Origin of the sequence: Blattabacterium sp. (Periplaneta americana) str. BPLAN (assembly GCF_000093165.1) — a bacterium.
In the GTDB taxonomy this organism is placed as follows: domain Bacteria; phylum Bacteroidota; class Bacteroidia; order Flavobacteriales; family Blattabacteriaceae; genus Blattabacterium.
In genome coordinates this window covers 611,218-636,994 of the sequence record NC_013418.2, presented here as the reverse complement: position 1 = coordinate 636,994, position 25,777 = coordinate 611,218, and the positions used below count along the sequence as shown (strand labels likewise).

Below are 25,777 nucleotides of genomic sequence, written 5' to 3'. Positions count from 1 at the left end.
AATTTTTAAATTTAAAAATTGAATCAAAATTTTTTATATTTCTATAATGAAATTCAATATCTATTATATTCTTCAATCTACCAAGAATCATATAGACAAAAAAAATAATATGAAATCCTAATTACAGGATAAAATTATTGAAAATAACTTATACTAAGTTAATGTGAGAATAGATGTTTTGTAAAATTATTATGGAAATATTAGGAAAATTCAATATTCAGTATTATGAATGGCTTTATGAATTCCTCCATTATTTAGATCTCAAAAAATGGGGAAGTATAACTATTATTATAATTAGTAAAATGTTTTTATTCAGTGTTTTATTAATTATCTTAGAATGGATATTCAATAGAGGAGTTCGTTTTATTGGAAGGAGAATAGTGAATTCTACTCATTTTATTTGGGATAATATTTTATATGAGAATAAAGTTTTTGACAGTTTAGCTCATTTTTTTCCATTATCAATTGGATATCTTTTAATCAAACCATTTTTTAAAAATTACCAGACGATCATCATTTATCTAGAAAAAATATTCGACATTTTGTTTGTTCTGATTATTTTACAATTTTTAATTCGAGTGGTTAATTCAATTATGAGAATTGCTACCAGTGAAAATAATCATCAAACAATAGCTGTACGTTCTTTTTCACAATTATTAAAAATTGTATCTGTTATATTTTGTGTTTTAGTCATTATTGCTATTTTAACAAAAAATGATCTTATTACGGTCCTTACTAGTTTAGGGGCTATAACAGCTATTGTTATCTTAGTTTTTAGAGATACGATCCTTGGATTTGTATCCGGAGTGCAAATGGCTTCCACAAAAATGATTAAAGTAGGAGATTGGATAGGAATCCATAAATATAGTATAGAAGGAACAGTAAGAGAAATTAACTTAACTTCTGCAAAAATAGAAAATTTTGATAAAACGATTACAAGCGTCCCCACTTATGATTTGATATCTACTGCTGTAACAAATTTTGAAGTAATGCGTCAAAAAAACATACGCAGAATTAAAAGATCTATTTTATTTAACATCCAATCATTTCATTTCTGTAATTCGGCTAAGTTAGAAAAGTTTCAACATTTTTATTTAATTAAGAATTATATCCATAGAAAACAAAAAGAAATAGAAAGTTTTAATAAAGAAAACAATATTGATGTGAGTATGGATATTAATGGAAGAAGATTAACTAATATCGGGCTTTTCCGTCAGTATGCCTTAGAGTATTTACATCAACATCCCCGAATATCACAGTCGGAAACGTTAATGGTTAGACATTTAGAACCTACTCCTTATGGTCTCCCTATAGAGTTATATTGTTTTACAAATACTTCTGAATCCATCAAATATGAACAAATACAAGCTAGTGTTTTTGATCATTTATTAACAGCTGCTAAAGAATTTAACTTAAAAGTCACACAAGTAACTACAAATGTCCCTTATTAATATGGTAAAATTAAGCGTGAATTTAAACAAAATAGCTACATTAAGAAATGCAAGAGGAGGGAATATTCCAAATCTTTTACAGGTAGCAAAAGATGTGCAAAAGTATGGAGCAAATGGGATTACTATTCATCCTCGTCCTGATGAAAGACATATTACATATAAAGATGTTTATGATTTGAAATCCATTGTAAAAACAGAATTGAACATTGAAGGAAGGCCTATTAATAAGTTTATGAATTTGGTATTAGATATTTTGCCTAATCAAGTCACATTGGTCCCTGATCCAAATAATGTTATTACTTCAAACTCAGGATGGAATACTATTTGTTATCAGGATTTATTGACTGAAACCGTTAAAAAACTAAAGAATCACGGAATTCGCACTTCTATTTTTTTAGATCCAGATCCAAAATTAGTCCCGTATGCAGCTAGTACAGGGGCAGACAGGATAGAGTTATATACGGAAAACTTTGCTGTAGGATACGCTAATAAAAAATGGAATTGTATTGATCCTTATATTATTACTGCAAAAGAGGCTATCAATCATCATTTGTTAATTAACGCAGGACATGGTTTAAATTTAGAAAATATCTCTTTTTTAATTGAAAATATTCCTTCAATTGTAGAAGTCTCTATAGGACAGGCTTTAATTAGTGATTCTCTTTATATGGGATTAGAAAATACTATTCAAACTTACTTAAAACGCATTTATAAAGCAAATCATCAAATATGATATTACATTCTAGAATTTTTGGAAAAGGAAAGCCTATTTTAGTTTTTCATGGTTTATTTGGAAGTGGAGAAAATTGGATTTCTTTTGCAGAAAAATTTTCTCAAACATATCAAGTACATTTGTTAGATATTAGAAACCACGGAAAAAGCTTTTTTTCTGAAAAAATGAATTATGATCTTATCTCAGAAGATTTATTAGAATATATTAATCATTATAATTTAATTCATCCTATATTGATAGGTCATTCCATGGGAGGAAGAGCTGTTATGAAATTTTCTATAAATTGTCCGTCAATTCCTAAAAAAATCATCATTGTAGATATAGGTCCTAGGTCCTATTCTTCCACTTATCATAAAAAAATTATTCAAGTCTTGAAGAATGTGGACTTTGATATTATTAAAACTAGAAAAGATCTTGATCTTTTTCTAAAACCTTTTATTTCTTCTGCAGAGATTCGGTCCTTTTTTTCTAAATGTACTTATAGAAAAAAAGATGGAAAATTAGCGTTTCGTTTTTTCTTGCTAGGAATTGAAAATAATTATTCCTATTTGATTCAAGAGGAGATCCAAGGGGGAATTTTTGATAATCCTGCTCTTTTTTTACGCGGAGAATATTCGGATTATCTTATCCATCAAGATCTTTTTCGCATACAAAAACTTTTTCCAAAAGCAAAAATTGTTCTTGTAAAAAAAGCAAATCATTGGATTCATGTAGATAATCCTATAGATTTTTACAGAGAAATATCTGATTTTCTATCCGAAACATAGTTGAACGGTTTGTGGTTAATTATTCTTTAAATTTTCTTCGTAACAGAAATCGTAATGTATAAAAAAAGTAACGTATGAAAGTATTCAAGATTTTCCTCTTAAAAATTGTTCAATTTTATCAAATTGGAATATCCCCATGGATAGGAAAACATTGTAGATACATTCCTAGCTGTTCAGATTATATGATTCAATCTTTAACTACATATAGTCTCTATAGAGCTATTTTAATAATTTTTAAAAGAATTATTCGGTGTCATCCATGGGGAAAATCAGGATATGATCCTATTAAATAAAAAATAAAATTAAATTCACAATTATGTTAGAATATATTAATTGGGATCCCATTACGAAATTTGTTTTATGGAATGGAATATCTATTCATATTTATAGTTTAATGTTTGTTGTTTCTTTCTTAGTAGGATGGTATGTCATGAAATATATTTATAGAATTGATAATATTCATCATAAATATTTAGATCCTCTATTGATTTATACGGTTTTAGGAACTATTTTAGGAGCTAGATTAGGACAAGTATTTTTTTATGATTTCTCATATTTTTCCGATCATTGGATAGAAGCTTTACTTCCTGTAAGAGAAAATTCTTCCAGTCTTTTATTAGGAATGATCAAAGGTTATGAATTTATTGGTTATAGAGGTTTATCTAGTCATGGAGCTACTATAGGAATTATTTTATCTAGTTTTTTTTATCATAAAAAAATATTGAGAAATAAAAATAAATCATTTTTTTGGATATGTGATAGATTATGTATTGTAGCTTCATTAGCTGCTTTTTTCATACGAATAGGAAATTTTTTCAATTCTGAAATTGTGGGAAAGCCTTGTGATTTTCCTTGGTCTGTTAAATTTGTACAAATGGATACTGCATATGGAGATCTAGTTCCTAGACATCCTGCTCAGATCTATGAAGCTATTAGTTATTTACTTATTTTTTTATTTTTATGGTTTTTATACCGGAAAAAAAATATAAGAGATCTTGTTGGATATATATCTGGAATTTTTTTTACTTTTCTTTGGTCTGTTCGTTTTTTGTTAGAATTTATAAAAGAACCACAAGGAAATGAGATCATCAATTTATTTTTTTTAAACACTGGACAATGGTTAAGTATTCCATGTGTGATTTTTGGAATAATTATTCTTAGTTTTTCAAGGAAAAGAAAATATTTTTTTTCATGAAGAAAGTGAAGATTTTATTTTCTCTAATAGTTTTTTTCTTTTTTTTATCTTCTGAAAAAAGTGAAAAGGAGGATGAATTATTCCGAGATATAGGAGATCAATTAGAAATTCAATTTTTGAAACATGGAGAATTATACATGAAAAATAAAAATTTTTTTTTAAAAAAAATTGAAATAGAATTAGCTAATAAAGAAATAGAAAAAAAAAACGGATTAATGTATCGATCTTTTATGAAAGAGGATAGAGGAATGTTATTTATTTTAGATAAAAAAGAAGAAATTCAAAAAATGAATATGAAAAATATGCGAATTCCTTTAGATATTGTTTATATTGATCATTTTTACACAGTTATTTTTGTTAATAAATATGTTTCCCCTATGAGAAATATAGAAGTTCTTAATAATCCTTCGGTTAAATATATTTTGGAAATTAATGCAGGAATGTCAGATAAATGGGGCATTAAAAATGGAATTACAAAGGTTTTTTTTAAAAAAACATAGATAATAAAAAAATTTAAATATTATGGTTTTTATATCAGATCAAGCTAAAAGTAAATTGAATTCTATTATGAAAGAAGAAGGAATTTCTAATGAAATTTCTTTCATTAGATTTGGGGTTAAAAAAGGAGGATGTTCTAGTTTCTCCTATGAGCTGACTTTTGATCAAAAACAAAAAAAAGAAGATAAACTTTTTCAATATGGAGATATGAAAATATTAGTAGATAAAAATAGTTTTCCTTATTTAGCAGGAACGACGTTAGAGTATTCAGGTGGATTAAATGGAAAAGGCTTTTATTTTAAAAATCCTAATGCTAAACATACTTGTGGATGCGGAAAAAGTTTTTCATCATAGTGAGTGTATGAAAGAAAATAATAAAATCTTAGAAAGTTTTACTAGTTCTGAATATAAGTATGGTTTTTATACTCCAATAGAATCGGATAAAATTCCAGTAGGATTAAGTGAAAATGTCATTCAAAAGATCTCGGAAAAAAAAGAGGAACCAACATGGATGTTAGATTGGAGATTAGAAGCCTATTCTATATGGAAAAAAATGAAAGAACCAACTTGGGCAAATATAAAATATGATCAACCAAATTATCAGGAAATCAGTTACTATTCTGCTCCAAAAAAGAAAATAAATCTGAATGATTTAGATCAAGTGGATCCAGAATTATTAGATACATTTAATAAATTAGGAATTCCTCTGAAAGAAAAAAAACACGTTTCTGAGATTGCAACAGATATAGTTTTAGATTCTGTTTCTTTAGCTACTACGTTTCAAGAAAAACTAAAAGGTCAGGGAATTTTATTTTGCTCCATCAGTGATGCTTTGAAGAAATATCCAGACATTGTTAAAAAATATTTAGGTTCGGTAGTTTCAAGGAAAGACAATTTTTATGCAGCTCTTAATTCAGCTGTTTTTTCAGATGGTTCTTTTTGTTATATTCCAAAAGGAATTCGCTGTCCTATGGAATTGTCTACCTATTTTCGTATTAATGAAAATAAAACTGGTCAATTTGAAAGAACTTTAATTATTGCAGATAAAGGATCTTTTGTTAGTTACTTAGAAGGATGTACTGCTCCACAAAGAAGTGAGAATCAATTACATGCTGCAGTGGTAGAAATAGTTGCTTTGGAAAAATCTGAAATTAAATACTCTACCGTTCAGAATTGGTTTCCTGGTGATAAAAAAGGACAAGGAGGTGTTTTCAATTTTGTTACAAAACGTGGATTATGTGAAGAAAGAGCTAAAATATCTTGGATACAAGTAGAAACTGGGTCTTCTATTACTTGGAAATATCCATCTTGTGTTCTGAAAGGAGATTTTTCTATTGGAGAATTTTACTCTTTAGCTTTAACTAAAGATTTTCAACAAGCAGATACGGGAACTAAAATGATTCATCTGGGAAAGAAAACAAAAAGTGTTATTATTTCAAAGGGAATTTCTGCTGGAAAAGCTCAAAATAATTACAGAGGATTAGTGAAGATATCTCCTAAAGCCGTAAAATCACGTAATTTTTCCCAATGTGATTCTTTATTAATAGGAAACGAATGTGGAGCGCATACTTTTCCTTACATCAATGTATATAATTCTACCTCTCAAGTAGAACATGAAGCTACTACTTCAAAAATTGGAAAAGATCAACTCTTTTATTGTAATCAACGTGGAATTGATACAGAAAAAGCCATTTTTCTCATTGTTCATGGTTTTAGTAGTGAAATTTTAAAAAAACTGCCAATGGAATTTGCGGTAGAAGCTCAACAACTTTTAGAAGTTTCCTTGGAAGGATCTGTTGGATAGTGGATTTGGATTTATTAGGAAATAAATAATAATTTGAATATGTTGAGTATAAAGAATTTACATGTTTCTGTAGAGGGAAAGGAAGTTCTTAAAGGAATTAATTTTCAAGTTAATCCAGGAGAAATTCATGTAATTATGGGGCCTAACGGTTCTGGAAAAAGTACACTAGCTTCTGTTATCGCTGGAAAAAAAGAATATCATATAACTAAAGGAAATATTTCTTTTCAGAATAAGGATTTGATCTCTCTTTCTCCAGACAAACGTGCACACTTGGGAATTTTTCTTTCTTTTCAAAATCCGGTAGAAATCTCAGGGATTTCTGTAATTAATTTTATTAAGACAGCGATTAATGCATCTCGTAAAGCACGAGGTTTAGGTAAAATGTCTGCTAAAGAAATGCTTTTTAAAATGAAGGAAAGAGCGGATCTTTTAAATGTAGAAAAAGATTTTTTTTACCGTTCTTTAAATGAAGGATTTTCTGGAGGAGAAAAAAAAAGAAATGAAATATTTCAAATGGCCATGTTAGATCCTTTATTATCTATTTTAGATGAAGTAGATTCAGGTTTGGATATAGATTCTTTGAGGACTGTAGCGAGAGGAATTAATACGTTAAAAAACGAAAAAAATTCTATGATTATTATTACTCATTACAAAAGATTATTAGATTATTTATTTTCAAATTATATTGTACATATTTTGTATGATGGAAAAATAGTTCAATCAGGAAATAAGGATTTGTCTGAAAAATTAGAAAAAGAAGGATATGATTGGATTAAAAATCAAATAAAAGAAAATTAATTGATGGTCTCATGTTATTAAAAGATAGAATTTTTTCTTCACTTTCAAAGTTTCGAAAAAAAAACATTCATGAAGAATCTTCCTATATATCTAGTTTACGACATAAATCTATAGATCTTTTTCTAAAAAAAGGGTTTCCATCTGTTACAGATGAAGAATGGAAAAATACAAATGTTAATTCAATTCTTAATCAAGAATATAATCTTTTTTCTCAACTTTCTCAACAAAGAAAAGATTTAGAATATCAAAAGATCAAAGAATTGATTTATTTAGACGATTCTTTTCTTATAATTTTTATTGATGGGAAATACCAATCCATTTCTTCTCATACATCTAATAACATTAGATTATCTAATCTAGCTTCACAAGAAGAAAGAACAATTAAAGATTTTTATGGGAAATTATCTAATCTGGATGAGGCTTTTAACATTTTAAATACCATTTTTTCAAAAGATGGAGTATATATTTATATTCCTGATAATCTTTTTTTGAAAAGACCTATAGAAATATTGCACATCTATACGGGGAGAGAGTCGAAAATTATGTTAAATCCAAGAAATTTGATTATAGTGGGAAAATATTCTTTTGTTAAAATTATTGAACATCATAAATGTTTAAAAAAACATTTATTGTTTAATAATTCTGTTAGTGAAATCTATGCTTTTTCCAATAGTCAAATAGAATATTATAAAATTCAAGATAATTTTGATGAATTATCCATCATAGATAATACTTTTGTGAAGCAGGATTTACGTAGTAAATGTTCATTTTATACCTTTTCTTTTCAAGGAAAGTTTATTAGAAACAATTTGAATTTTTCTTCTCATGGAAAATTCACTTCTTCTTATCTATATGGAATTTCTCTATTATCAGGGGAGCAATTAGTAGATCATCATACATCAATGGAGCATTTATATTCAAATGCTCATAGTTTTCAATTATATAAAAATATTTTATGGAATAAATCGATGGGAATTTTTAATGGAAAAATACTCGTTGATAAGTGTATCAAAAACATTAAGGCCTTTCAGAAAAATAATAATATTCTTCTTTCTGACGAAGCTTGTATATATGCTAAACCTCAATTAGAAATTTTCTCTGATGAGGTGAAATGTTCACATGGTTGTACTGTTGGAAGTTTTCATGAACTTGATTTATTTTATTGTCAATCAAGAGGAATTTCGGAAAAAGAAAGTAAAGTTTTATTATTGCTTTCTTTTTTAGAAGAAATCTTAAAAACTATGAATATTTTAAAATTGAAAAATTTAGTTTATGAAAAGATGAAAAAAAAATTAGGGATATATTTATAATTATGTTTTCACAAAAAACAATTCAAGAAATACGAAGTCAATTCCCAATTCTAAAAAAAACAGTTTATTCCAATCCTTTAGTTTATATAGACAATGCGGCAACGACTCAAAAGCCTTTGCAGGTGATTCATGCTTCTGAAAATTATTATTCTACGATAAATTCTAACGTTCATAGAGGTCTACATTTTTTAAGTCAAAAAGCTACCTTTCATGTAGAAGATGTAAGAAAAAAAATACAAAATTTTATTCATGCGAAACATTCTTCAGAAATTATTTTTACAAAAGGGACTACTGAATCTATTAATTTGGTAGCATCTAGTATTAATATTAAAAAAGGAGATGAAATAATTATTTCTTATCTTGAACATCATTCCAATATTGTCCCATGGCAAATTCTTTGTAAAAAAAAAGGTGCTTTATTGAAAATTATTCCAATTGACAAAGATGGAATTTTGCAATTAGAAGATTTCGAATTATTAATTTCAGAAAAAACTAAACTAGTAGCAATAACACATGTATCTAATGTTTTGGGAATTGTGAATCCCGTTAAAAACATTATTGATAAATCTCATGAATATGGGGCACTAGTTTTGATTGATGGAGCTCAAGTCCCTTCTAATTTAAGCTTAAATGTACAAGATTTAAATCCAGATTTTTATGTATTTTCTGCGCATAAAATGTATGGACCTACTGGAATTGGAGTTTTATATGGAAAGGAAAAAATATTAGATGCTCTTTCTCCTTATCAAGCAGGTGGTGAAATGATTAAAAATGTAAGTTTTGAAAAAACAACTTATTCCGATTTACCATTTAAGTTTGAAGCTGGAACACCTAATATAGAGGGAATTATTGTTTGGGGATCTGCTATAGATTTTGTAGAAAAAATAGGCGTAGAAAATATACAATCTTATAAAGAAAAACTTTTAAATTATGCTATACAGCGTTTAAGTACTATTGATGGAATCCAATTATATGGAGGAGTAGATTCTAAAAAAAAATTGAGTATTATATCTTTTAATTTGAGCAAATTGCATTGTTTTGATATAGGGAGTATTTTAGATCGTCTAGGAATTGCCGTTCGTACGGGTCATTTATGTGCTCAGCCTTTGATGAATTTCTTCAATGTGGCAGGAATGGTTCGTGTTAGTTTTTCTATTTATAACACTTTTAAAGAAATAGATTATTTATTGGAAGGACTTTTGAAAGCGAGAAAGTTTTTACTAAAGTAAAAAGGATATTATATATGATATACGCAATTGTGGATATTCAAGGAATACAATTTAAACTTATTGAAAATAAATACGTTTATGTTCCTCTTCTTTCTTCTATGAGTTTAGGAGAAAAGATATTGTTGGATAGAATTTTTTTCTTTTATAAAAATGGTTTTCCTAAAATAGGTTCTCCTTTTTTAGAAAATATAAAGGTGGAAGTAGAAATTCTACAACATTTAAAAGGAGATAAAGTAATTATATTCAAAAAAAAGAGAAGAAAAGGATATAAGGTGAAAAATGGATTTAGACCATTTTTTACAAAAATTAAAGTAATTTCCTTTTTAGAAAAAGAATCTAAAAAAATTAAAAATGGCTCATAAAAAAGGTTCAGGAAGTTCTAGAAATGGACGGGATTCAGAAGGAAGAAGATTAGGAGTAAAAGTGTTTGGAAATCAGCATGTCAAGTGTGGGGGGATTATTGTTCGTCAGCGTGGAACAAAACACCATCCTGGAATCAATGTCGGAATGGGGAAAGATCACACTTTATATGCTCTGAAAAAAGGTTTTGTTTTTTTTAAAAAGGGAACTAAAAATAAATCCATTGTATCTGTTATTTCATCAAAAAAATGAAATAGACTGGGTAGTTCAATAGGACAGAGCAACAGTTTCCTAAACTGTAAGTTGTGGGTTCGAATCCCTCCCCGGTCACAAAAAAAATGGTCCCAGCTGGATTTGAACCAGCGACGCCCTGATTATGAGTCAGGTGCTCTAACCAACTGAGCTATGGGACCTAAAAATAAATACAATGTTACAACAATATTTTTCAGATTACAAATTTTCTGATGAAAAAGTTTTATTCTTCATTTTTTTTTAAATTAAAAAAAACATGATAGAAATGAATTCTATTAGAAATCAAAGATTATCTTCAATATTTTATATGGAAATAGCAGAGATTTTGATGAAAGATGAAACAAAAAAAGGTTTTCTAATTACTCTAATCAAGATTTGTATGACTCCTGATCTGAGTTTAATAAAAAGTTATATATCTATCTATCCTTTTTTAGATAAAGAAATTTTGGAAAGTATTCGTTCAAAATCTGGATTTTACAGAAAATTACTTTCTAAAAAACTTAGATATCGTGTAAAAAAGATTCCAGAATTGGATTTTTGTGTAGTAAATTCTCGTAATTGAATCATTTTTTTTGAGAACTTCTTTTTACATAACTATACGCTATTTTTTTTCAAAAAAAAAAACTAACATTGTTAACCTCATAATTTTTTTGTCTATCATATCACTCAGTATATCTACATTTTCTTTATCTACCATTTTATCTGTTTTTTCAGGATTAAAAGACTTAAATATTAAATTTTATCAAAATAACTACCCTGATATTATGATTTCTTCTTTTAATGGAAAAGAGATCTTCTTTCATGAAAATGTTTTAAATAAAAAAATGAGATCAATAAAAGGAATCATGTGTTTTTCTAAAACAATGGAAAAAAAAGTTTTTTTCCATTATAAAAATGAAAAATATTTTTTTCACTTAAAAGGAGTAGATTCAAAATATGAAGAAGTGATGAATCAATTTAAAAAAATAACCTTCCAAGATAAAAATGATAAAAATTTATCCCATAATAAATTGGATCTATATGTAGGTCTATCATCCATTTTTCCGTTTTTATTTATGGATAAAATAGAAACAGACTCTATGAGTATTAGTTTTTTTTCCTATAAAAAAAACTTTTTTTCCATTTTTAATGCAAAAAAAGTTAGAATAAAAGGTCTTTTTCATTTTAACCAAGAAATAGATCAAAAATATTTATTTTGTGATATTCAAAATTTGATTAAGAAAAATGCTTTTCATACTCTGGAAATAAAAATTCATCAAAAGAAAAATATAGATAAGATAAAAAAGATTTTAAAAAAAAAATTTGGTCCAAAATTTAGGATAAAAACACGTACAGAAGAAGAAAGAGCTTTTTACAAAGTAATTAATACAGAAAAAATATTCATTTATTTTTTATTTAGTTTAATAACTGTAATGACGGCGTTTAACTTAATTGGTGCTATTTTCATTTTACAGTTAGATAAGAGAGAGAATATTTTTCTCTTATGGAGTTTTGGCTATTCTTTGTATAGAATAAGAAGAATATTCTTTTATATAGGAGTCCTTATCAGTGTATTTGGATGGTCTATTGGAGTATTGGCAACTTCTATTCTATCTCTTTTGCAAGAGAGATATCATTTATTTAAAATTGGAAGAAAAATTCCATTTCCTATGAAATTTACCATAGAGGATTTTGTAATGATGACATGTATTATTTTAACAGTTGGTCTCTTTATCTCTTTCATTTCCTCTAAAAAAATAGAGATGAATTATTCATCTAGGTAGTATGTTTTTAATGGTTCAGAAGCTTCTACATTATCAAATATTTCTTTTGCTTCTTTTTCAAATGCTTTGAGATTAGGAAATCTATTCGAATAATGGCCCAATAATAATTTTTTTACTTGAGCTTTTTTAGCTATACAAGCAGCTTGGTTAGCCGTAGAGTGTCCTGTCTTGATAGCTCTATCTTCTTCTTTTTTCAAAAAAGTAGACTCGTGATATAATAAATCTACATATTTTATTTGTTCAATAATAGGCAAATAATAGGAAGTATCTGAACAAAAAGCGTAAGATAAGATTTTTGGAGGATCATATGTGAGTTGATAATTCGGAATGATTATCCCTTCTTTGGTTCTAAAATCTTTTCCAAGTTGTAAACTCTTATAATCTTCTATTTTGATAGAAGAAATTTTTTTTATCTCCTCTATATTTAATTTTCTATGACAAGGTTTTTCTTTGAAAAGAAAACCATTAGTGTAAATTCTATGTTTTAATGGAATGGTATAAACTTCTACTTTTTCAGTTTCCATAATTTTTTCCAATTTTTTAGAAGATAATTCAATATGATCAATACAGAATTTTAATCGTGTATATGACCATTTAAAATGAACATCTATAATTTCTTTTAACCCTTTTGGGGCGTAAATATATACTGATTTTTCTCTTCCTAGTAAATGAAAAGTAGAAAGCAATCCAATTAATCCAAAAAAATGATCTCCATGTAAATGAGATATGAATATGTGTACTATTTTGTTAAATTTTATTTTCGCTTTTCTTAATTGAACTTGTGTCCCTTCTCCACAATCAATAAGAAAAAAAGCTCCTTTCATCTCTAATATTTGAGCTGTAGGATAAAATTTTTCCGTTGGAATTGAGGAATGACACCCCAAAATTGTTAATGAAGTTTTATCCATTATAGGTGATGATTCATGAATTTCATGAGTTTTTTAAAAGCTCTTATTCTATGACTGATCTTGTTTTTTTGATGAATGTTTATTTGAGATAAAGTATTTTTATGTTTATCTGGAATAAATATAGGATCATATCCAAAACCTTTTTTTCCCATAATTTTTTCCGAGATGTGTCCGGTTAATTTTCCTTCAAAAAAATAATTTTTTTCTTCATTTTTTTTTAAACAAAAAACACAAAAAAGTTCTGCTTTTCTGGATGAATTTTTTTTTATACTAAGAAGTAATTTTTCTAGACTGTTTTCTTTTTGAAGATATCTAGAAGAATAGATACCTGGAGCTCCATTTAAACATTCTATTTTCAATCCAGAATCTTCGGAAAAGCAAGGAATATGTGTTTTTTGAAAAAAGAATTCTGCTTTAATTAAAGCGTTTTCTTGAAAAGAATTTCCATTTTCTTTAATGGAATATGGAAATAGAATATCTTTTAAGGATAAAATATTCAATTGATCAGCATTAGGATAAAGAAAAGATTTTATTTCTCTTTCTTTAAAAAAATTTCTTGTAACAAAAACAATTTTTTTCATTCTTTTCTTCTTTTTTTAAAAAGAAAAACGCAACCCATAATTATGGTAAAACTAATTATCAAAATTAACCAAAAATTCAAATTTTTTTGTTTTGAAAGGAATTCTTCATTTTTCATGAAAAAAAACATAGTAAATATGGCAAAAGCATTGTTGAAAACATGTAATAATATGCAGTCTATTATAGAAGAGGTAGTGAAATAAATAAAACCGATGAAACTTCCAATAAGAATCCCTCCTAAAAATTGCCAAGGATTCATATGAGTTATTCCAAATAAAAAAGAAGAAAAGAGGATAGCTTTGATTGGATGTATTTTATTTTTTAACATTCCATTTAAAATAATTCCTCTAAAAAGAACTTCTTCACATATAGGAGCTAACAAAACTGTAGTGGAAAAAAATGGAATTGGATTTTTAGCTTCTTCTTTTAAAAAATCCTCAATCTCTTTATACATATTTCCTAACAATGGGCCATCTTTTGGAACTAAAGAAGTCACGTAGTCGTTAAGTATAATCAAACAAAGCATCATACAAAAAAAAACAAGATAAATATACCATGGAGAAACTTTAAATGATAATTCTATGATTAGGTTTTTTTTTTGAGCTTGGTGAGAAATAAAAATAAATAAAAAAATGAAGGGGATTGTATATGATATAGAAAATATCATACTATCAGGTAGATGTATAGCAATCAATAATTTTCTAAAAATTATGTTAAAAAAGTTCAAACCCGTAAATGCTAAAATTAATAGAACTGATTCCGTGTAGTTTATTTTAAAATATTTCTTCATAATTAAGTAAAAATTCGTTTATTCCCTAATGAAAGGATCTATAGAATAGCTTTTTTCACAGACGCATAATTTCTTTTTTAGTAATTTCCATTTTTATATTTTTTTTCCTATGTGTTTTTGCGAAAATATAAAACTTTTAATAAAATTGTTTAACTCTTTCTTAGATTAAGAAAAGAAAAAAGAAAATCATTCATGATTATGTTAGATTTGGATATACATTTTTTATTTAAAAATTATAATCTTTTTAAAGAGAAAAGTTTTAATTCTTCTAAAATTTTTAAATACTCTGAATTATTAAAAATGATAAAAACATATGAAAATATATGTTCTATTGTTCCTGTAGGAACTTCTATAGAAAATAGAAAAATTTTTAAAATTCAATGGGGGTCTGGAACTTGTAAAGTTTTTATATGGTCTCAAATGCATGGAAATGAAACAACGGGAACAAAAGCCATGTTTGATATTCTTCACTTTTTTCTAAAAGAGAAAAACCATGATTTAGTTAAATTTATAAGAAAAAATTTGACTATTTTATTTATTCCTATGTTAAATCCCGATGGTTCTGAAAAATATCAAAGAAGAAATGCTGTAAATATTGATTTAAATAGAGATGCTATTCGTTTACAATCTCCAGAAATTCAGATACTATTTCATGAAATTCAATATAGTAATCCAAATATTTTATTTAATTTGCATGATCAAAGAAGTATTTATAATGTTGGAAATAAAAATTTTAATCCAGCTATTTTATCCTTTTTATGCCCTTCGGTAAAAGAGGAAAAAAACACAAAGATTTCTCCTGAAAGAAAAAAGGCTATGGGATTGATAGCTTTTATTGAAAAAAAAATAAGATCCATTTTGCCAAATATAGGTTCAATAGGAAGGTTTTCAGATGAATTCTATCCTACAGCTACTGGAGATAATTTACAAAAAAAGGGTTATCCTTGTATTCTTTTTGAAGCAGGAAATTATCCAAAAGATCCTAAAAAAGATATAATTAGAAAATATAATGCTTTATCTATCCTAATAGGATTCTATTTTCTTTCTTTTCAAAAAATAGATTTTGAAAAAGAATATTCTTCTTATTTCACTATACCTGAAAATAAAAAAAAACTATTAGACAAAATTTATAGAGGAGTAGAAATTCAAAGAGGAAAATATCAATTTTTAGTTGATATAGGGATAAGAAATATAGAAAAATTTAATTTTGTTAAAAACGATATTGATTTAATATCAAAGATAGTTGATATAGGAGATTTATCTAATTTTTTTGCCTATGAAGATTTCAGAGGAAAAAAATTTCATCTAAAAGGAATAAATGATCCTATAATTGGGGACATAGAATTATTTGATATTTTATGATTTTATTTTTTAAAATTAGAAACTGTTAATTTTTTTCTCCCTTTTTTTCTTTTTCTAGATAGAATTTTACGACCTGTTTTTGTGGACATACGTTTTAAAAATCCATGAACATTTACTCTTTTCCTATTAGAAGGTTGATAAGTTCTTTTCATATTATTTTATATTTTTCTAAAAAAAAATAATTTTATTTATATATATAACATCTAAATTTTCTTCTATAACAAAGATTATTTTCCTATTTTTATCTTTTATCTCAATATGAGAAATCAGAGGATATAGTTTTGTTTTTAACAATCTTTTTTTTAAAATGATTTTTCCTTTCTTTAAAAGTTCTGACTTGATGAAAACAGGGTTCATATATTTTTTTTTACAATTCCTAATTGTATCTTCATCTATTTCAAATATTATTTTCTTCCTTTTTATATTATTATCTAATATTTTTTGATGATAAGAATAAGAGATAGGAGGTGAGCAGTATAATAAAATCATAAAACCAATAATAAAACCTGTTAAGAAACAAATAAAACGCCTAAAAAAATTCATGAAAAGAACACTTGTAACTCCCTAAATTACATAAAGTTTTTTATTTTTCTTTACTTTCATTAAAGCATTAAAGAAAAAATTCATATTGGATATATTTAAAAATATGAAAAATAAAATTCATTCTTTATAAAAATGAAGTAAATAATTTTTTTAGAAAGATAGAATCATCAAATTATGTTTGATAAGCAAAAAACCATTGCAAAAAAAATATCCTTACAAGGAGTAGGATTATATACGGAAAAAAACGTAACCATAACTTTTAAACCAGCTCCTGAAAACTCAGGATTTCTTTTTGTAAGAACGGATATAGAAGAAAAACCTAGTATAAAAGCACATCTTTCATTGTTGTTCAATGAAACAACGGATCGGGGGATTATTTTAGAAAAAAATGGATTGAAAATTTGTACTAGTGAACAGGTCTTGGCTGCTCTTATGGGAATGGATTTAGATAATGTGATTATAGAATTGGATAACATGGAATTTCCTATAATGGATGGCTCTTCCAAATATTTTGTAGAGGCTATTGAAAAAGCAGGAGTGATAGAACAAAATGCAGAAAGAGGATATTATTCGATCAAAGAAATTATATCTCACGTGGATTCAAAAACCGGAGGAGAGATTATTGCTTCCCCCTCTAAAAAATTAGAAATAGTAACCCTGGTTGATTTTGATTCTAAATTTATAAATATACAAAATGCTGTACTAAAATATCCAGATCAATTTAAAAAAATAGCGAGTTCAAGGACTTTCTGTTTTCTTTATGAAAAAGAAAATTTAAAAAAAAACGGAAATATCTCCCGTTATTCCTCTTCTTCTAACGAAATAGCAAAACATAATCTTTTGGAGATTATGGGATACTTAACTTTAATAGGAGTTAAATTAAAAGGAAAAATAATTGCTTACAACACAGATTCACATATAAATACACAGTTTGCAAGGAAATTAATTCAAAATATCCAAACACACAAAGATGTTCCAAAATTTGATTTAACAAAAAAACCTATTTTGGATATTAGAAACATTATGAAAATTTTGCCTCATAAACCTCCATTCCTCTTAGTAGATAAAATTATGGAATTAACCGAAGATTGTGTAATAGGGGTTAAGAATGTAACGATGAATGAATCTTTTTTTATGGGACATTTTCCTAAAGAGCCAATCATGCCTGGAGTATTGCAAATAGAAGCTATTGCACAAGTAGGTGGAATTCTTGTATTAAACCAAGTAAAAAATCCAGAATATTATTCTACATATTTTTTAAAAATAGATAAAGTAAAATTTAAAAAAAAAGTAATTCCTGGAGACTTGTTAGTTTTTCAAGTAGATTTGTTAGAACCAATAAGAAGGGGAATCGTCCATATGCAAGGAAAGGGATATGTCAATAATCAACTTGTAGTTGAAGCAGAAGTTATGGCAAAAATAGTAAAAATTCAGGAATCCTAAAACTATTAGAATAAAAAAAACTAGATAAAATGCATACGAATATTAGAAAGGGGTTACATATACAACATAATAAGGAAGTATATAAAATAATTGATTTTCTTCACGTTAAACCTGGAAAGGGATATGCTTTTGTAAGAACTAAGTTAAAGAATTTGATTACAGGTCATATTTTGGAAAATAATTTTTCAGCAAAACATAGAGTAAAAGAAGCAAAAATAGTATCTGATTTATACCAATATTTGTATAGGGATGGAGAGATTTTTTATTTTATGAATACGATCAACTACAATCAAATCCAAATTGATAAAAAACTGATAAAAAATCATACTGATTTTTTAAAAGAAGGAATAAAATTAACTATTTTTTTTCATGTAAAAAGTGATAATAATCAAATAGCTTTATTTTTAAAAATGCCTCCTACTGTTATTTTAAAAGTAAAATATACGGAAAAAGTGAGAAAAATAGATACCATTAATACTTCCAGTAAAATTGCTATTTTAGAAACAGGAGCCAAGTTATTGGTTCCTTTATTCATAAATACTGGAGAATATATTAAGATCAATACGGATAGAACATCTTATATAGAAAGAATTAGAAAATAATTGTGTAATTAATATCAATTTTATTTATTTAGAAAAAGATTATTATGAGTATTTTGATAGATAAACACATTCGTGTCATTGTACAAGGTTTAACGGGAAAAGAAGGTCTATTTCATACTGAGCAAATGATTAATTATGGAACCTGTATAGTTGGAGGAGTGACTCCAGGAAAAGGAGGAAGGAAATATTTAGGGGTTCCTATTTTTAATACTATGTATGAAGCGGTCTCCTATACAGGAGGAGATGTCAGTGTGATTTTTGTTCCTTCTTTTTTCGCATCAGATGCTATTCTAGAATCGATTAGCATGAATATGAGAGTCATTGTGTGCATCACTGAAGGGATTCCCGTTTCGAATATGATTCAAATCAAAAATTTTTTAAAAGGAAAAAAACCACGCTTGATTGGACCGAATTGTCCTGGAATTATTTCTCCAGAAGAATCTAAAGTGGGGATTATGCCAAATTTGGTTTTCAATAAAAAAGGAAAAGTCGGTATAGTTTCTAGATCTGGAACGCTTACTTATGAAGCAGCAGATCAAATAGTCCAATACGGTTATGGGATTTCTACGGCTATTGGAATAGGAGGAGATTCTATTATTGGAATGACTATCACGGATATTTTGGATTTATTCTTGAAAGATACAGAAACAAAATGTATTGTAATGATTGGAGAAATAGGAGGAAAATTAGAAATTGATGCAGCTGAGTGGTGGATTAAAAATTCAGAAAATAAAAAACCTATTATAGGTTTTATTGCAGGTCAAACAGCTCCTAAAGGGCGGACAATGGGACATGCTGGAGCTGTTATAGGGAACAAATCAGAAACAGCACAAGTAAAAATGGATATTTTGAAAAAGAACGGAATTCATGTAGTTATATCTCCAGCAGATATAGGAATGAAAGTCCACGAAGTCCTCCAAAAGAAGGATCAATGATTTTTTTCAAAAAAATGAAAAAATTTTTAATAACTGGATTAGGAAATCCAGGATTTCTATATCAAAAAACCAGACATAATTTAGGTTTTTTGATTTTAGATAAAATTTCTGAAAAATATTTTCTATCTTTTTCGATAAAAAAATTAGGTTTTATTTCAAAATTGATTTATAAAGAAAAATTACTTTTTTTCTTAAAACCATCTACTTATGTCAATGAAAGTGGAAAATCTGTAAAATATTGGATGAATAAAAAAAAAATAGCCTTGGAAAATATTCTTGTAATATCTGACGATATTTATCTTAATTTTGGGAATATTCGTTTGAGAGGAAAAGGAGGAGATGGAGGACATAATGGATTAAAAAGTATTGAAAAAGAATTAGGAACATCTCATTATGCGCGTATGCGTTTTGGGATTAAAAATCATTTTTATCAGGATAATAAAATAGATTATGTATTAGGGAATTGGAAGGAAGAGGAATTAAAAAATCTATTTAATAGATTGGAAATAAGCGTAGAAATAATATTTTCATTTGTTTTAAATGGGTTACAAAAAACGATGGATTTCTTCAACAATAGAAATTTTAAAATTTAAGACCTTGTAGTTTAATCGGATAGAATATAGGATTCCGGTTCCTATGGAATGGGTTCGAATCCCTTCAAGGTCGTTCATAATAAAAATCGAAAAACGATGATAATAGATTATATTCGTAATTTTTGTATCATTGCACACATAGATCATGGAAAGAGTACTCTAGCAGATCGTTTGTTAGAATTTACAAAAACAGTTTCAGAAGGGAACCAACATCAGTTACTTGATGATATGGATTTAGAAAGGGAACGCGGGATTACTATTAAAAGTCATGCTGTACAAATGGAATATAGATATAAAAATAAAGTCTACATACTTAATTTAATAGATACTCCTGGACATGTAGATTTTTCTAATGAAGTCTCACGTTCCATTGCAGCTTGTGAGGGGGCACTCCTTGTTGTAGATTGCACTAAGAGTGTACAAGCTCAAACGATATCTAATCTTTATTTAGCCTTGAAAAAAAATCTTGTGATTATCCCTATTTTAAATAAAATAGACTTACCTCATTCAAAGTCTGAATGTGTAGAAGAAATTATAGAACTAGTAAAATGCCAATCAGAAGATATTATTTCTGTTAGTGCTAAAAATGGATTAGGTATTAAGGAAGTTTTAGATCAAATAGTCAAACGGATTCCTCCTCCACAAGGGGATCCAAAAGCCCCTCTACAAGCAATGATTTTTGATTCTTTATACAATCCTTTTACTGGAGTATTGTCCTATTTTAGAGTAAAAAATGGATGTATGCAAAAAGGACAAAAATTACGTTTTATGTCTACAGGAAAAATTTATTGTGCTTATGAAATAGGAACTCTGAAATTAAAACGTATTTCTAAAAATAGAATTGAAACAGGAGATGTTGGATATATAGTTTCTGGAATAAAAAATCCCTATGAAGTAAAAGTAGGAGACACTATTACAGATGCTAAATATCCGGCTTCAAAAGCCATAAGTGGATTTGAAGAAGTAAAACCTATGGTTTTTTCCAGTGTTTATCCGGTAAATTCTGATAAATACGAAGAATTACGTTCTTCTATGGAAAAATTGCAATTAAATGATGCGGCTCTCACTTTTAGTCCGGAATCTTCCCCGGCTTTAGGATTTGGATTTCATTGCGGTTTTTTAGGTCTACTTCATATGGAAATTGTTAGAGATCGTCTAAAAAGAGAGTATGGAATTTCAGTTATTATTACCATTCCCAATGTTTCTTATAGAATTTTTATAAAAAAAAAGATGATTATAGTGAACCATCCTTCAGATTTTCCAGAAGTAGAAAAAATACAACGAGTCGAAGAACCTTATGTATTAGTTTCTATTATCACTAAAGAAAATTTTATAGGAAGTATCATATCTCTATGTCTTGTAAAAAGAGGAAAAATGATTGGAAATCAAGATTATTTGACCTCTGAAAGGGTTCAGATAACATTCGAAATGCCTTTATCTGAAATAATATTTGATTTTTATGATAAATTAAAAACAATTTCTAGGGGCTATGCTTCTTTTGATTATACCTTTTTAGGTTATAGAAATTCTGATTTAAAAAAGATTACTGTATTAATTAATCATCAAAAAATAGAATCACTATCACTTTTGGTTCATAAAAATGAAGCCTTTTTTATGGCAAAAAAAATATGTCAAGAATTATCCGTTTTGATCCCAAAACATCAATTTAGCATTCCTATTCAAGTTTCTATTTCTGGAAAAATTATAGCCAGAGAAACTATTAAAGCTTTAAGAAAAAATGTAACAGATAAATGTTATGGAGGAGATGTTTCTAGAAAACGAAAACTTTTGGAAAAACAGAAAAAAGGAAAGAGGAAAATGCGTAAAATAGGAAAAGTAGAGATCCCTTCATCTGCTTTTATGACTTTTTTAAAAGTTAAAAATTTATAAAAGAATTATAAAAAATTTATTAAATATGTCCGAAATTAAAATAGGAATCAATGGTCTTGGAAGGATAGGGAAACTTGTTTTAATGTCTGCTTTAAATAGAGAAAATATCCAAGTCATATCTGTCAATGATTTAGTTTCCATAGAATATTTAACATATATGTTAAAATATGATTCTGTTCATGGTCCTTTTAAGGGTGAAATCCGCATAGAAGATGAAAATTATTTAATTTTAAATGGAAATAAAATAAAAGTGACTAATGAAAAAGATCCTCATAATTTAGAATGGGGAAATTTAAATGTCCATTATGTAGTGGAATCTACGGGGATTTTTTTAACCAGGAATTTAGCGGGTTTACATTTACAATCAGGAGCAGAAAAAGTCATATTATCTGCTCCTCCAAAAGAAGAAAATATTCCCATGTATGTGATGGGGGTCAACCATGAAACTATAAAAAAGGATCAAAGAATAGTATCTAATGCTTCTTGTACTACGAATTGTTTAGCTCCTATCATTAAAGTTTTGAATGATAATTTTGGAGTTTTGGAAGGATTAATGACTACTATACATGCTTCTACTTCCACTCAAAAAATAGTTGATTCTATCTCTACTAGAGACTGGAGAGCCGGTAGGTCTTCTTTAACTAATATTATTCCAGCATCTACAGGGGCCGCCAATGCAGTTGGAAAAGTCATTCCAAGTTTAGATGGAAAATTAACTGGAATGGCTTTCAGAGTTCCCATTTCTGATGTTTCTGTATTAGATCTTACTATTCGTTTGAAGAATGGCGTTAATTATGAGGATATAAAGTCTTGTATGAAGGAAGCATCTGAAACTTCATTAAAAGGAATATTAGGATATACAGAAGAAGCTGTTGTTTCCTCTGATTTCTTAGGAGATCCTAGAACTTCTATTTTCGATGCAAGTTCAAGTATCATGTTGAGTCCTACTTTTATCAAGATAGTGTCCTGGTATGATAATGAAGTAGGTTATTCTACTAAATTAGTAGATCTAATTGATTATATGTCTTCTATTTAATAGGAAGATCATTCAAAAATGAGAACTTTTTATTATATTCGTCTGTTTGGAAAACGAAATTTTTTATTCCGTTGCTAACCATTAAATAGGGAGCCTTTATCTTTTTATTATATCTAGAAATTTGATCGAAAGTTTTTTGTGTTAATAAAATATTCGGAGCTTTGCATTCAATGAGGATATAGGGTTTTTTTTTCAAAAGAACTAGAATGTCTAACCTTTTGTTTAATTGATTGATTTGAAAAGGGACTTCTACTAGAATATTAGAACTTTTGTATTTTTTTACTTTTTTTAGAAAAAAAATTATATATTGACGGATTCCTTCTTCTTTTGTAAAGGGATACCATTTTTTTCGAATCATGCAAAATACATAAGTTTTGTTTTGAATTTTTTTTAAATGTAAATGATTGATAAAAAAGAAAAAAACGGACATATCTAATAATTTTTTAAATAAAAATTCTAAAGTTTAGAATCAGAATAAGTAAAATCCAAAGTAAACATTCTTTATGTTAAAGAAAAATAAAATAATGGATTGTGTAATCCTTGGATCTGGTCCAGCCGGATATACTGCGGCTATATATGCGGCAAGAGCAGACCTTCACCCTATTCTATTTGTCGGAATGCAACCGGGAGGACAATTAACATCTACAACAAAGGTTGATAATTATCCAGGTTTTCCTGTAGGAATTAGTGGAAATGAACTTATGGAAAATTGTAAAAAACAAGCAGAGCGTTTTAATACTATTATTATTCATAAAACCATTACAAAAGTAGATTTTTCTGATAAAAAAGGAGGGATACATCGTGTTTATATGGTGGAAAATGAAGAAAATATAATAGAAAGTAAAGGGATTATCATAGCTACAGGTTCTAGTCCTAAATTTTTAGGAATGGATAAAGAAAAAAAATTTTTGGGATTAGGAGTTTCTTTTTGTGCTACTTGTGATGGTTTTTTTCATAAAGGAAAAGATGTAGCTGTTATAGGAGGAGGAGATACCGCTTTGGAAGAAGCTAGTTATTTGTCAAAAATTTGCAGAAATGTATATTTGGTAGTTAGAAAAAATTATTTCAGAGCTTCTAAAGCTTTACAATATCGAATCTCAAAAATAAATAATGTGAATATATTTTTTTGTTCTCAGATTACAAAAATTATGGGAAATGATTTTTTAGAAGGAATTCAGATATTTAACACTAAAAAAAAAATTAGTAGAACTATTTTAATAAGCGGTTTGTTTATTGCTATAGGTCATTCTCCTAATACAAAATTGTTTAAAAATCAATTAAACTTAGATGAAAGAGGATATATCATTGTAGAAAAAGGAAGTACTAGTACTAATAAACCAGGAGTATTTGCTGCAGGAGATGTTCAAGATTCTACATATCGCCAAGCTGTCACTTCTGCTGGAACAGGGTGTATGGCGGCATTAGATTTGGAAAAATATTTATGTTTATGTTGATTTTTCTTTAATTAAGATGAAGCAGAACGATCATTTTTTCCATTTTTTGGCATCTCATGCTAAAAATTACGGTTTTGTCTTTCCTTCCAGTGAAATTTATGGAGGATTGAATGCAGTATATGATTATGGACCACATGGAATAGAATTGAAAAATAATATCAAAAAATATTGGTGGAAATCAATGACTCAACTTCATGAAAATATAGTAGGATTGGATTCGTCTATACTTATGCATTCTGAGATTTGGAGAGCATCTGGACATATTGAGAAATTTAATGAATTGTTAATTGATAACAAAGATTCTAAGAAAAGATATAGTCCTGAGGTGTTAATTAGAGAGCACATAAATTTTATGCAAAAAGCACCAAAAACTTCTAAATTCATAAAGAATCGCAAAAATGAAATATTATCTCGTTTAGAGAAATCTATAAAAAAAAAGGATTTATTAGATATTCGTGTTTTAATTGACGAATTAAATATTTCTGATCCTCTATGTGGTTCTAATAATTGGACAAATATTCGTTCATTTAATATGATGTTTAAGATTAAAGAAGAAAAAGGAGATTTATTTCTTCGTCCAGAAACAGCTCAAGGTATATTTTCTAATTTTTTTTCTGTAAAAAAATCTAGTAGAAAAAAAATTCCATTTGGAATTGCTCAAATAGGAAAATCATTTAGAAATGAAATTATGGCAAGACAATTTCTTTTCAGAATGCGTGAATTTGAACAAATGGAAATGCAGTTTTTTATTCTTCCAGAAGAAGAAATGAAATGGTATGAATATTGGAAGAAAATTAGATTAAAATGGCATTTAGAATTAAATTTAGGAGATAAAAAATATCAGTTGCGTAATCATGATCATCTAGCTCATTATGCTAGTGCAGGAGCGGATATAGAATTTCATTTTCCTTTTGGATTTAAAGAGATTGAAGGAATCCATTCTCGTAGAGATTTCGACTTGAAAAGACATGAATTTTTTTCCAAAAAAAAACTAAGAGTTTTTAGAGATAATCTAGAAAACTATATTCCTTATGTAATAGAAACTTCACTAGGTTTAGACCGTTTTTTTCTTGCTATATATTCTTCTTCTCTTAAGAAAGAAAAATTGGATAATGGAAAAGAACGAGTCGTTCTGAAAATTCCACCCTGTTTATCACCTGTAAAAGCAGCTATATTTCCGTTAGTTTTAAAAGACGGATTACCAGAAATTGCAAAGAAAATATTTCAGAATCTGAAAATAGATTATAGATTGGTTTATGATCAAAAAGAATCTATTGGGAAACTATATCGTAGACAAGACGCTATTGGAACTCCTATTTGTTTCACCATAGATTATGATACCATAAATGACGATACAGTAACCATGAGATATAGAGATTCTATGTTACAAAAAAGAGTTCCTATAAAAGAGATTTCAAAAATTATAGAAAAAGAAACCGGAATGAGAAAAATTTTAAGAAATTTATCTCAGTTTATCTAGAA

The 25,777-nt window shown here is 27.4% G+C and carries 30 protein-coding genes and 3 tRNA genes; 26 read left to right on the top strand and 7 right to left on the bottom strand.

Annotated elements, in window-relative coordinates:
- Nucleotides 1–173 precede the first annotated feature (173 nt).
- From BPLAN_RS03130 to BPLAN_RS03065, 14 genes are all read left to right on the top strand, one after another.
- Nucleotides 174–1,451: a mechanosensitive ion channel family protein gene (locus BPLAN_RS03130; protein WP_012821744.1), complete on the top strand. Its 1,278-nt coding sequence runs from the start codon at nt 174–176 to the stop codon at nt 1,449–1,451.
- 1 nt (nt 1,452) lies between these two features.
- Entirely contained in the window at nt 1,453–2,184 is a 732-nt protein-coding gene (locus BPLAN_RS03125; RefSeq protein WP_012821743.1) for a pyridoxine 5'-phosphate synthase, read from the top strand.
- Nucleotides 2,181–2,951 carry an alpha/beta fold hydrolase gene (locus BPLAN_RS03120; RefSeq protein WP_012821742.1) on the top strand — a complete coding sequence of 257 codons (771 nt, stop codon included), beginning with the start codon at nt 2,181–2,183 and terminating at the stop codon, nt 2,949–2,951. The genes BPLAN_RS03125 and BPLAN_RS03120 overlap by 4 nt, the downstream gene beginning before the upstream one ends.
- A gap of 74 nt (nt 2,952–3,025) precedes the next feature.
- Complete coding sequence (gene yidD / locus BPLAN_RS03115; RefSeq protein WP_012821741.1) at nt 3,026–3,244, top strand: membrane protein insertion efficiency factor YidD; 219 nt, start codon at nt 3,026–3,028, stop codon at nt 3,242–3,244.
- A gap of 23 nt (nt 3,245–3,267) precedes the next feature.
- Entirely contained in the window at nt 3,268–4,146 is an 879-nt protein-coding gene (lgt, locus tag BPLAN_RS03110; RefSeq protein ID WP_012821740.1) for a prolipoprotein diacylglyceryl transferase, read from the top strand.
- Nucleotides 4,143–4,646: a DUF192 domain-containing protein gene (locus BPLAN_RS03105; RefSeq protein ID WP_012821739.1), complete on the top strand. Its 504-nt coding sequence runs from the start codon at nt 4,143–4,145 to the stop codon at nt 4,644–4,646. The genes lgt and BPLAN_RS03105 overlap by 4 nt, the downstream gene beginning before the upstream one ends.
- A 22-nt stretch (nt 4,647–4,668) precedes the next feature.
- Nucleotides 4,669–4,998, top strand: a complete 330-nt coding sequence (locus BPLAN_RS03100; RefSeq protein WP_012821738.1) for an iron-sulfur cluster assembly accessory protein — start codon at nt 4,669–4,671, stop codon at nt 4,996–4,998.
- Between the two features lie 7 nt (nt 4,999–5,005).
- Nucleotides 5,006–6,448, top strand: a complete 1,443-nt coding sequence (sufB, locus tag BPLAN_RS03095; RefSeq protein WP_012821737.1) for a Fe-S cluster assembly protein SufB — start codon at nt 5,006–5,008, stop codon at nt 6,446–6,448.
- Nucleotides 6,449–6,487: 39 nt separating this feature from the next.
- Nucleotides 6,488–7,246 carry a Fe-S cluster assembly ATPase SufC gene (gene sufC / locus BPLAN_RS03090; RefSeq protein ID WP_012821736.1) on the top strand — a complete coding sequence of 253 codons (759 nt, stop codon included), beginning with the start codon at nt 6,488–6,490 and terminating at the stop codon, nt 7,244–7,246.
- A gap of 11 nt (nt 7,247–7,257) precedes the next feature.
- Nucleotides 7,258–8,556 carry a Fe-S cluster assembly protein SufD gene (gene sufD, locus BPLAN_RS03085; RefSeq protein ID WP_012821735.1) on the top strand — a complete coding sequence of 433 codons (1,299 nt, stop codon included), beginning with the start codon at nt 7,258–7,260 and terminating at the stop codon, nt 8,554–8,556.
- A gap of 2 nt (nt 8,557–8,558) precedes the next feature.
- A complete protein-coding gene (locus BPLAN_RS03080) occupies nt 8,559–9,785 on the top strand; it encodes an aminotransferase class V-fold PLP-dependent enzyme (RefSeq protein ID WP_012821734.1) in 1,227 nt (408 codons plus the stop codon).
- 14 nt (nt 9,786–9,799) lie between these two features.
- On the top strand, nt 9,800–10,147 hold the full coding sequence (gene rplU / locus BPLAN_RS03075) for a 50S ribosomal protein L21 (protein WP_012821733.1): 348 nt from the start codon (nt 9,800–9,802) through the stop codon (nt 10,145–10,147).
- Complete coding sequence (gene rpmA, locus BPLAN_RS03070; protein WP_012821732.1) at nt 10,137–10,397, top strand: 50S ribosomal protein L27; 261 nt, start codon at nt 10,137–10,139, stop codon at nt 10,395–10,397. Before rplU ends, rpmA begins: the two co-directional genes overlap by 11 nt.
- A gap of 4 nt (nt 10,398–10,401) precedes the next feature.
- Nucleotides 10,402–10,475, top strand: a tRNA-Arg gene (locus tag BPLAN_RS03065).
- 9 nt (nt 10,476–10,484) lie between these two features.
- Here the strand turns inward: BPLAN_RS03065 and BPLAN_RS03060 are convergent.
- Nucleotides 10,485–10,558, bottom strand: a tRNA-Ile gene (locus BPLAN_RS03060).
- Between the two features lie 104 nt (nt 10,559–10,662).
- Between BPLAN_RS03060 and BPLAN_RS03055 the strand changes: the two genes are divergently transcribed.
- Entirely contained in the window at nt 10,663–10,959 is a 297-nt protein-coding gene (locus BPLAN_RS03055; RefSeq protein ID WP_238523113.1) for a ribosome-binding factor A, read from the top strand.
- A 202-nt stretch (nt 10,960–11,161) separates the two neighbouring features.
- Entirely contained in the window at nt 11,162–12,160 is a 999-nt protein-coding gene (locus tag BPLAN_RS03050; RefSeq protein ID WP_238523112.1) for an ABC transporter permease, read from the top strand.
- Here BPLAN_RS03050 and BPLAN_RS03045 read toward each other — a convergent pair.
- From BPLAN_RS03045 to BPLAN_RS03035, 3 genes are read right to left on the bottom strand one after another with little or no spacing between them, the layout of a single operon-like run.
- The gene (locus BPLAN_RS03045; protein ID WP_012821729.1) at nt 12,145–13,068 is read right to left on the bottom strand and encodes a ribonuclease Z; all 924 of its coding nucleotides are present in this window, start codon (nt 13,066–13,068) and stop codon (nt 12,145–12,147) included. The genes BPLAN_RS03050 and BPLAN_RS03045 overlap by 16 nt on opposite strands.
- On the bottom strand, nt 13,068–13,649 hold the full coding sequence (gene rdgB / locus BPLAN_RS03040; protein ID WP_012821728.1) for an RdgB/HAM1 family non-canonical purine NTP pyrophosphatase: 582 nt from the start codon (nt 13,647–13,649) through the stop codon (nt 13,068–13,070). The genes BPLAN_RS03045 and rdgB overlap by 1 nt, the downstream gene beginning before the upstream one ends.
- Nucleotides 13,646–14,164 (bottom strand): CPBP family intramembrane glutamic endopeptidase, encoded by a 519-nt coding sequence (locus tag BPLAN_RS03035; RefSeq protein WP_238523111.1) that lies wholly within the window; start codon nt 14,162–14,164, stop codon nt 13,646–13,648. The genes rdgB and BPLAN_RS03035 overlap by 4 nt, the downstream gene beginning before the upstream one ends.
- 465 nt (nt 14,165–14,629) lie before the next feature.
- On the opposite strand from BPLAN_RS03035, the gene BPLAN_RS03030 reads away from it, so the two are divergent.
- Nucleotides 14,630–15,799 (top strand): M14 family zinc carboxypeptidase, encoded by a 1,170-nt coding sequence (locus BPLAN_RS03030; protein WP_012821726.1) that lies wholly within the window; start codon nt 14,630–14,632, stop codon nt 15,797–15,799.
- A 2-nt stretch (nt 15,800–15,801) separates the two neighbouring features.
- On the opposite strand, the gene rpmH is transcribed toward BPLAN_RS03030, so the two are convergent.
- The gene (rpmH, locus tag BPLAN_RS03025; protein ID WP_012821725.1) at nt 15,802–15,951 is read right to left on the bottom strand and encodes a 50S ribosomal protein L34; all 150 of its coding nucleotides are present in this window, start codon (nt 15,949–15,951) and stop codon (nt 15,802–15,804) included.
- A 16-nt stretch (nt 15,952–15,967) separates the two neighbouring features.
- Nucleotides 15,968–16,342 carry a hypothetical protein gene (locus BPLAN_RS03020; RefSeq protein ID WP_041178289.1) on the bottom strand — a complete coding sequence of 125 codons (375 nt, stop codon included), beginning with the start codon at nt 16,340–16,342 and terminating at the stop codon, nt 15,968–15,970.
- A gap of 174 nt (nt 16,343–16,516) precedes the next feature.
- Between BPLAN_RS03020 and fabZ the strand changes: the two genes are divergently transcribed.
- The 7 genes from fabZ (at nt 16,517) to gap (ending at nt 22,841) form a co-directional block, all read left to right on the top strand.
- The gene (fabZ, locus tag BPLAN_RS03015) at nt 16,517–17,785 is read left to right on the top strand and encodes a 3-hydroxyacyl-ACP dehydratase FabZ (protein WP_012821724.1); all 1,269 of its coding nucleotides are present in this window, start codon (nt 16,517–16,519) and stop codon (nt 17,783–17,785) included.
- Between the two features lie 29 nt (nt 17,786–17,814).
- Complete coding sequence (gene efp, locus BPLAN_RS03010; protein ID WP_012821723.1) at nt 17,815–18,387, top strand: elongation factor P; 573 nt, start codon at nt 17,815–17,817, stop codon at nt 18,385–18,387.
- Between the two features lie 44 nt (nt 18,388–18,431).
- Entirely contained in the window at nt 18,432–19,322 is an 891-nt protein-coding gene (gene sucD / locus BPLAN_RS03005; protein WP_012821722.1) for a succinate--CoA ligase subunit alpha, read from the top strand.
- Nucleotides 19,319–19,915, top strand: a complete 597-nt coding sequence (pth, locus tag BPLAN_RS03000; RefSeq protein ID WP_012821721.1) for an aminoacyl-tRNA hydrolase — start codon at nt 19,319–19,321, stop codon at nt 19,913–19,915. The genes sucD and pth overlap by 4 nt, the downstream gene beginning before the upstream one ends.
- Nucleotides 19,916–19,988: transfer RNA gene (locus BPLAN_RS02995), tRNA-Arg, on the top strand.
- 29 nt (nt 19,989–20,017) lie between these two features.
- Complete coding sequence (gene lepA / locus BPLAN_RS02990; RefSeq protein WP_148213685.1) at nt 20,018–21,805, top strand: translation elongation factor 4; 1,788 nt, start codon at nt 20,018–20,020, stop codon at nt 21,803–21,805.
- A 25-nt stretch (nt 21,806–21,830) separates the two neighbouring features.
- A complete protein-coding gene (gap, locus tag BPLAN_RS02985; protein ID WP_012821719.1) occupies nt 21,831–22,841 on the top strand; it encodes a type I glyceraldehyde-3-phosphate dehydrogenase in 1,011 nt (336 codons plus the stop codon).
- Here gap and BPLAN_RS02980 read toward each other — a convergent pair.
- Complete coding sequence (locus BPLAN_RS02980) at nt 22,834–23,271, bottom strand: type I restriction enzyme HsdR N-terminal domain-containing protein (protein WP_012821718.1); 438 nt, start codon at nt 23,269–23,271, stop codon at nt 22,834–22,836. The genes gap and BPLAN_RS02980 overlap by 8 nt on opposite strands.
- Before the next feature lie 73 nt (nt 23,272–23,344).
- Here BPLAN_RS02980 and trxB point away from each other — a divergent pair, with 73 nt between their 5' ends.
- Nucleotides 23,345–24,295: a thioredoxin-disulfide reductase gene (gene trxB / locus BPLAN_RS02975; RefSeq protein WP_012821717.1), complete on the top strand. Its 951-nt coding sequence runs from the start codon at nt 23,345–23,347 to the stop codon at nt 24,293–24,295.
- Between the two features lie 16 nt (nt 24,296–24,311).
- Nucleotides 24,312–25,775, top strand: a complete 1,464-nt coding sequence (locus tag BPLAN_RS02970; RefSeq protein ID WP_012821716.1) for a glycine--tRNA ligase — start codon at nt 24,312–24,314, stop codon at nt 25,773–25,775.
- Nucleotides 25,776–25,777: the final 2 nt, after the last annotated feature.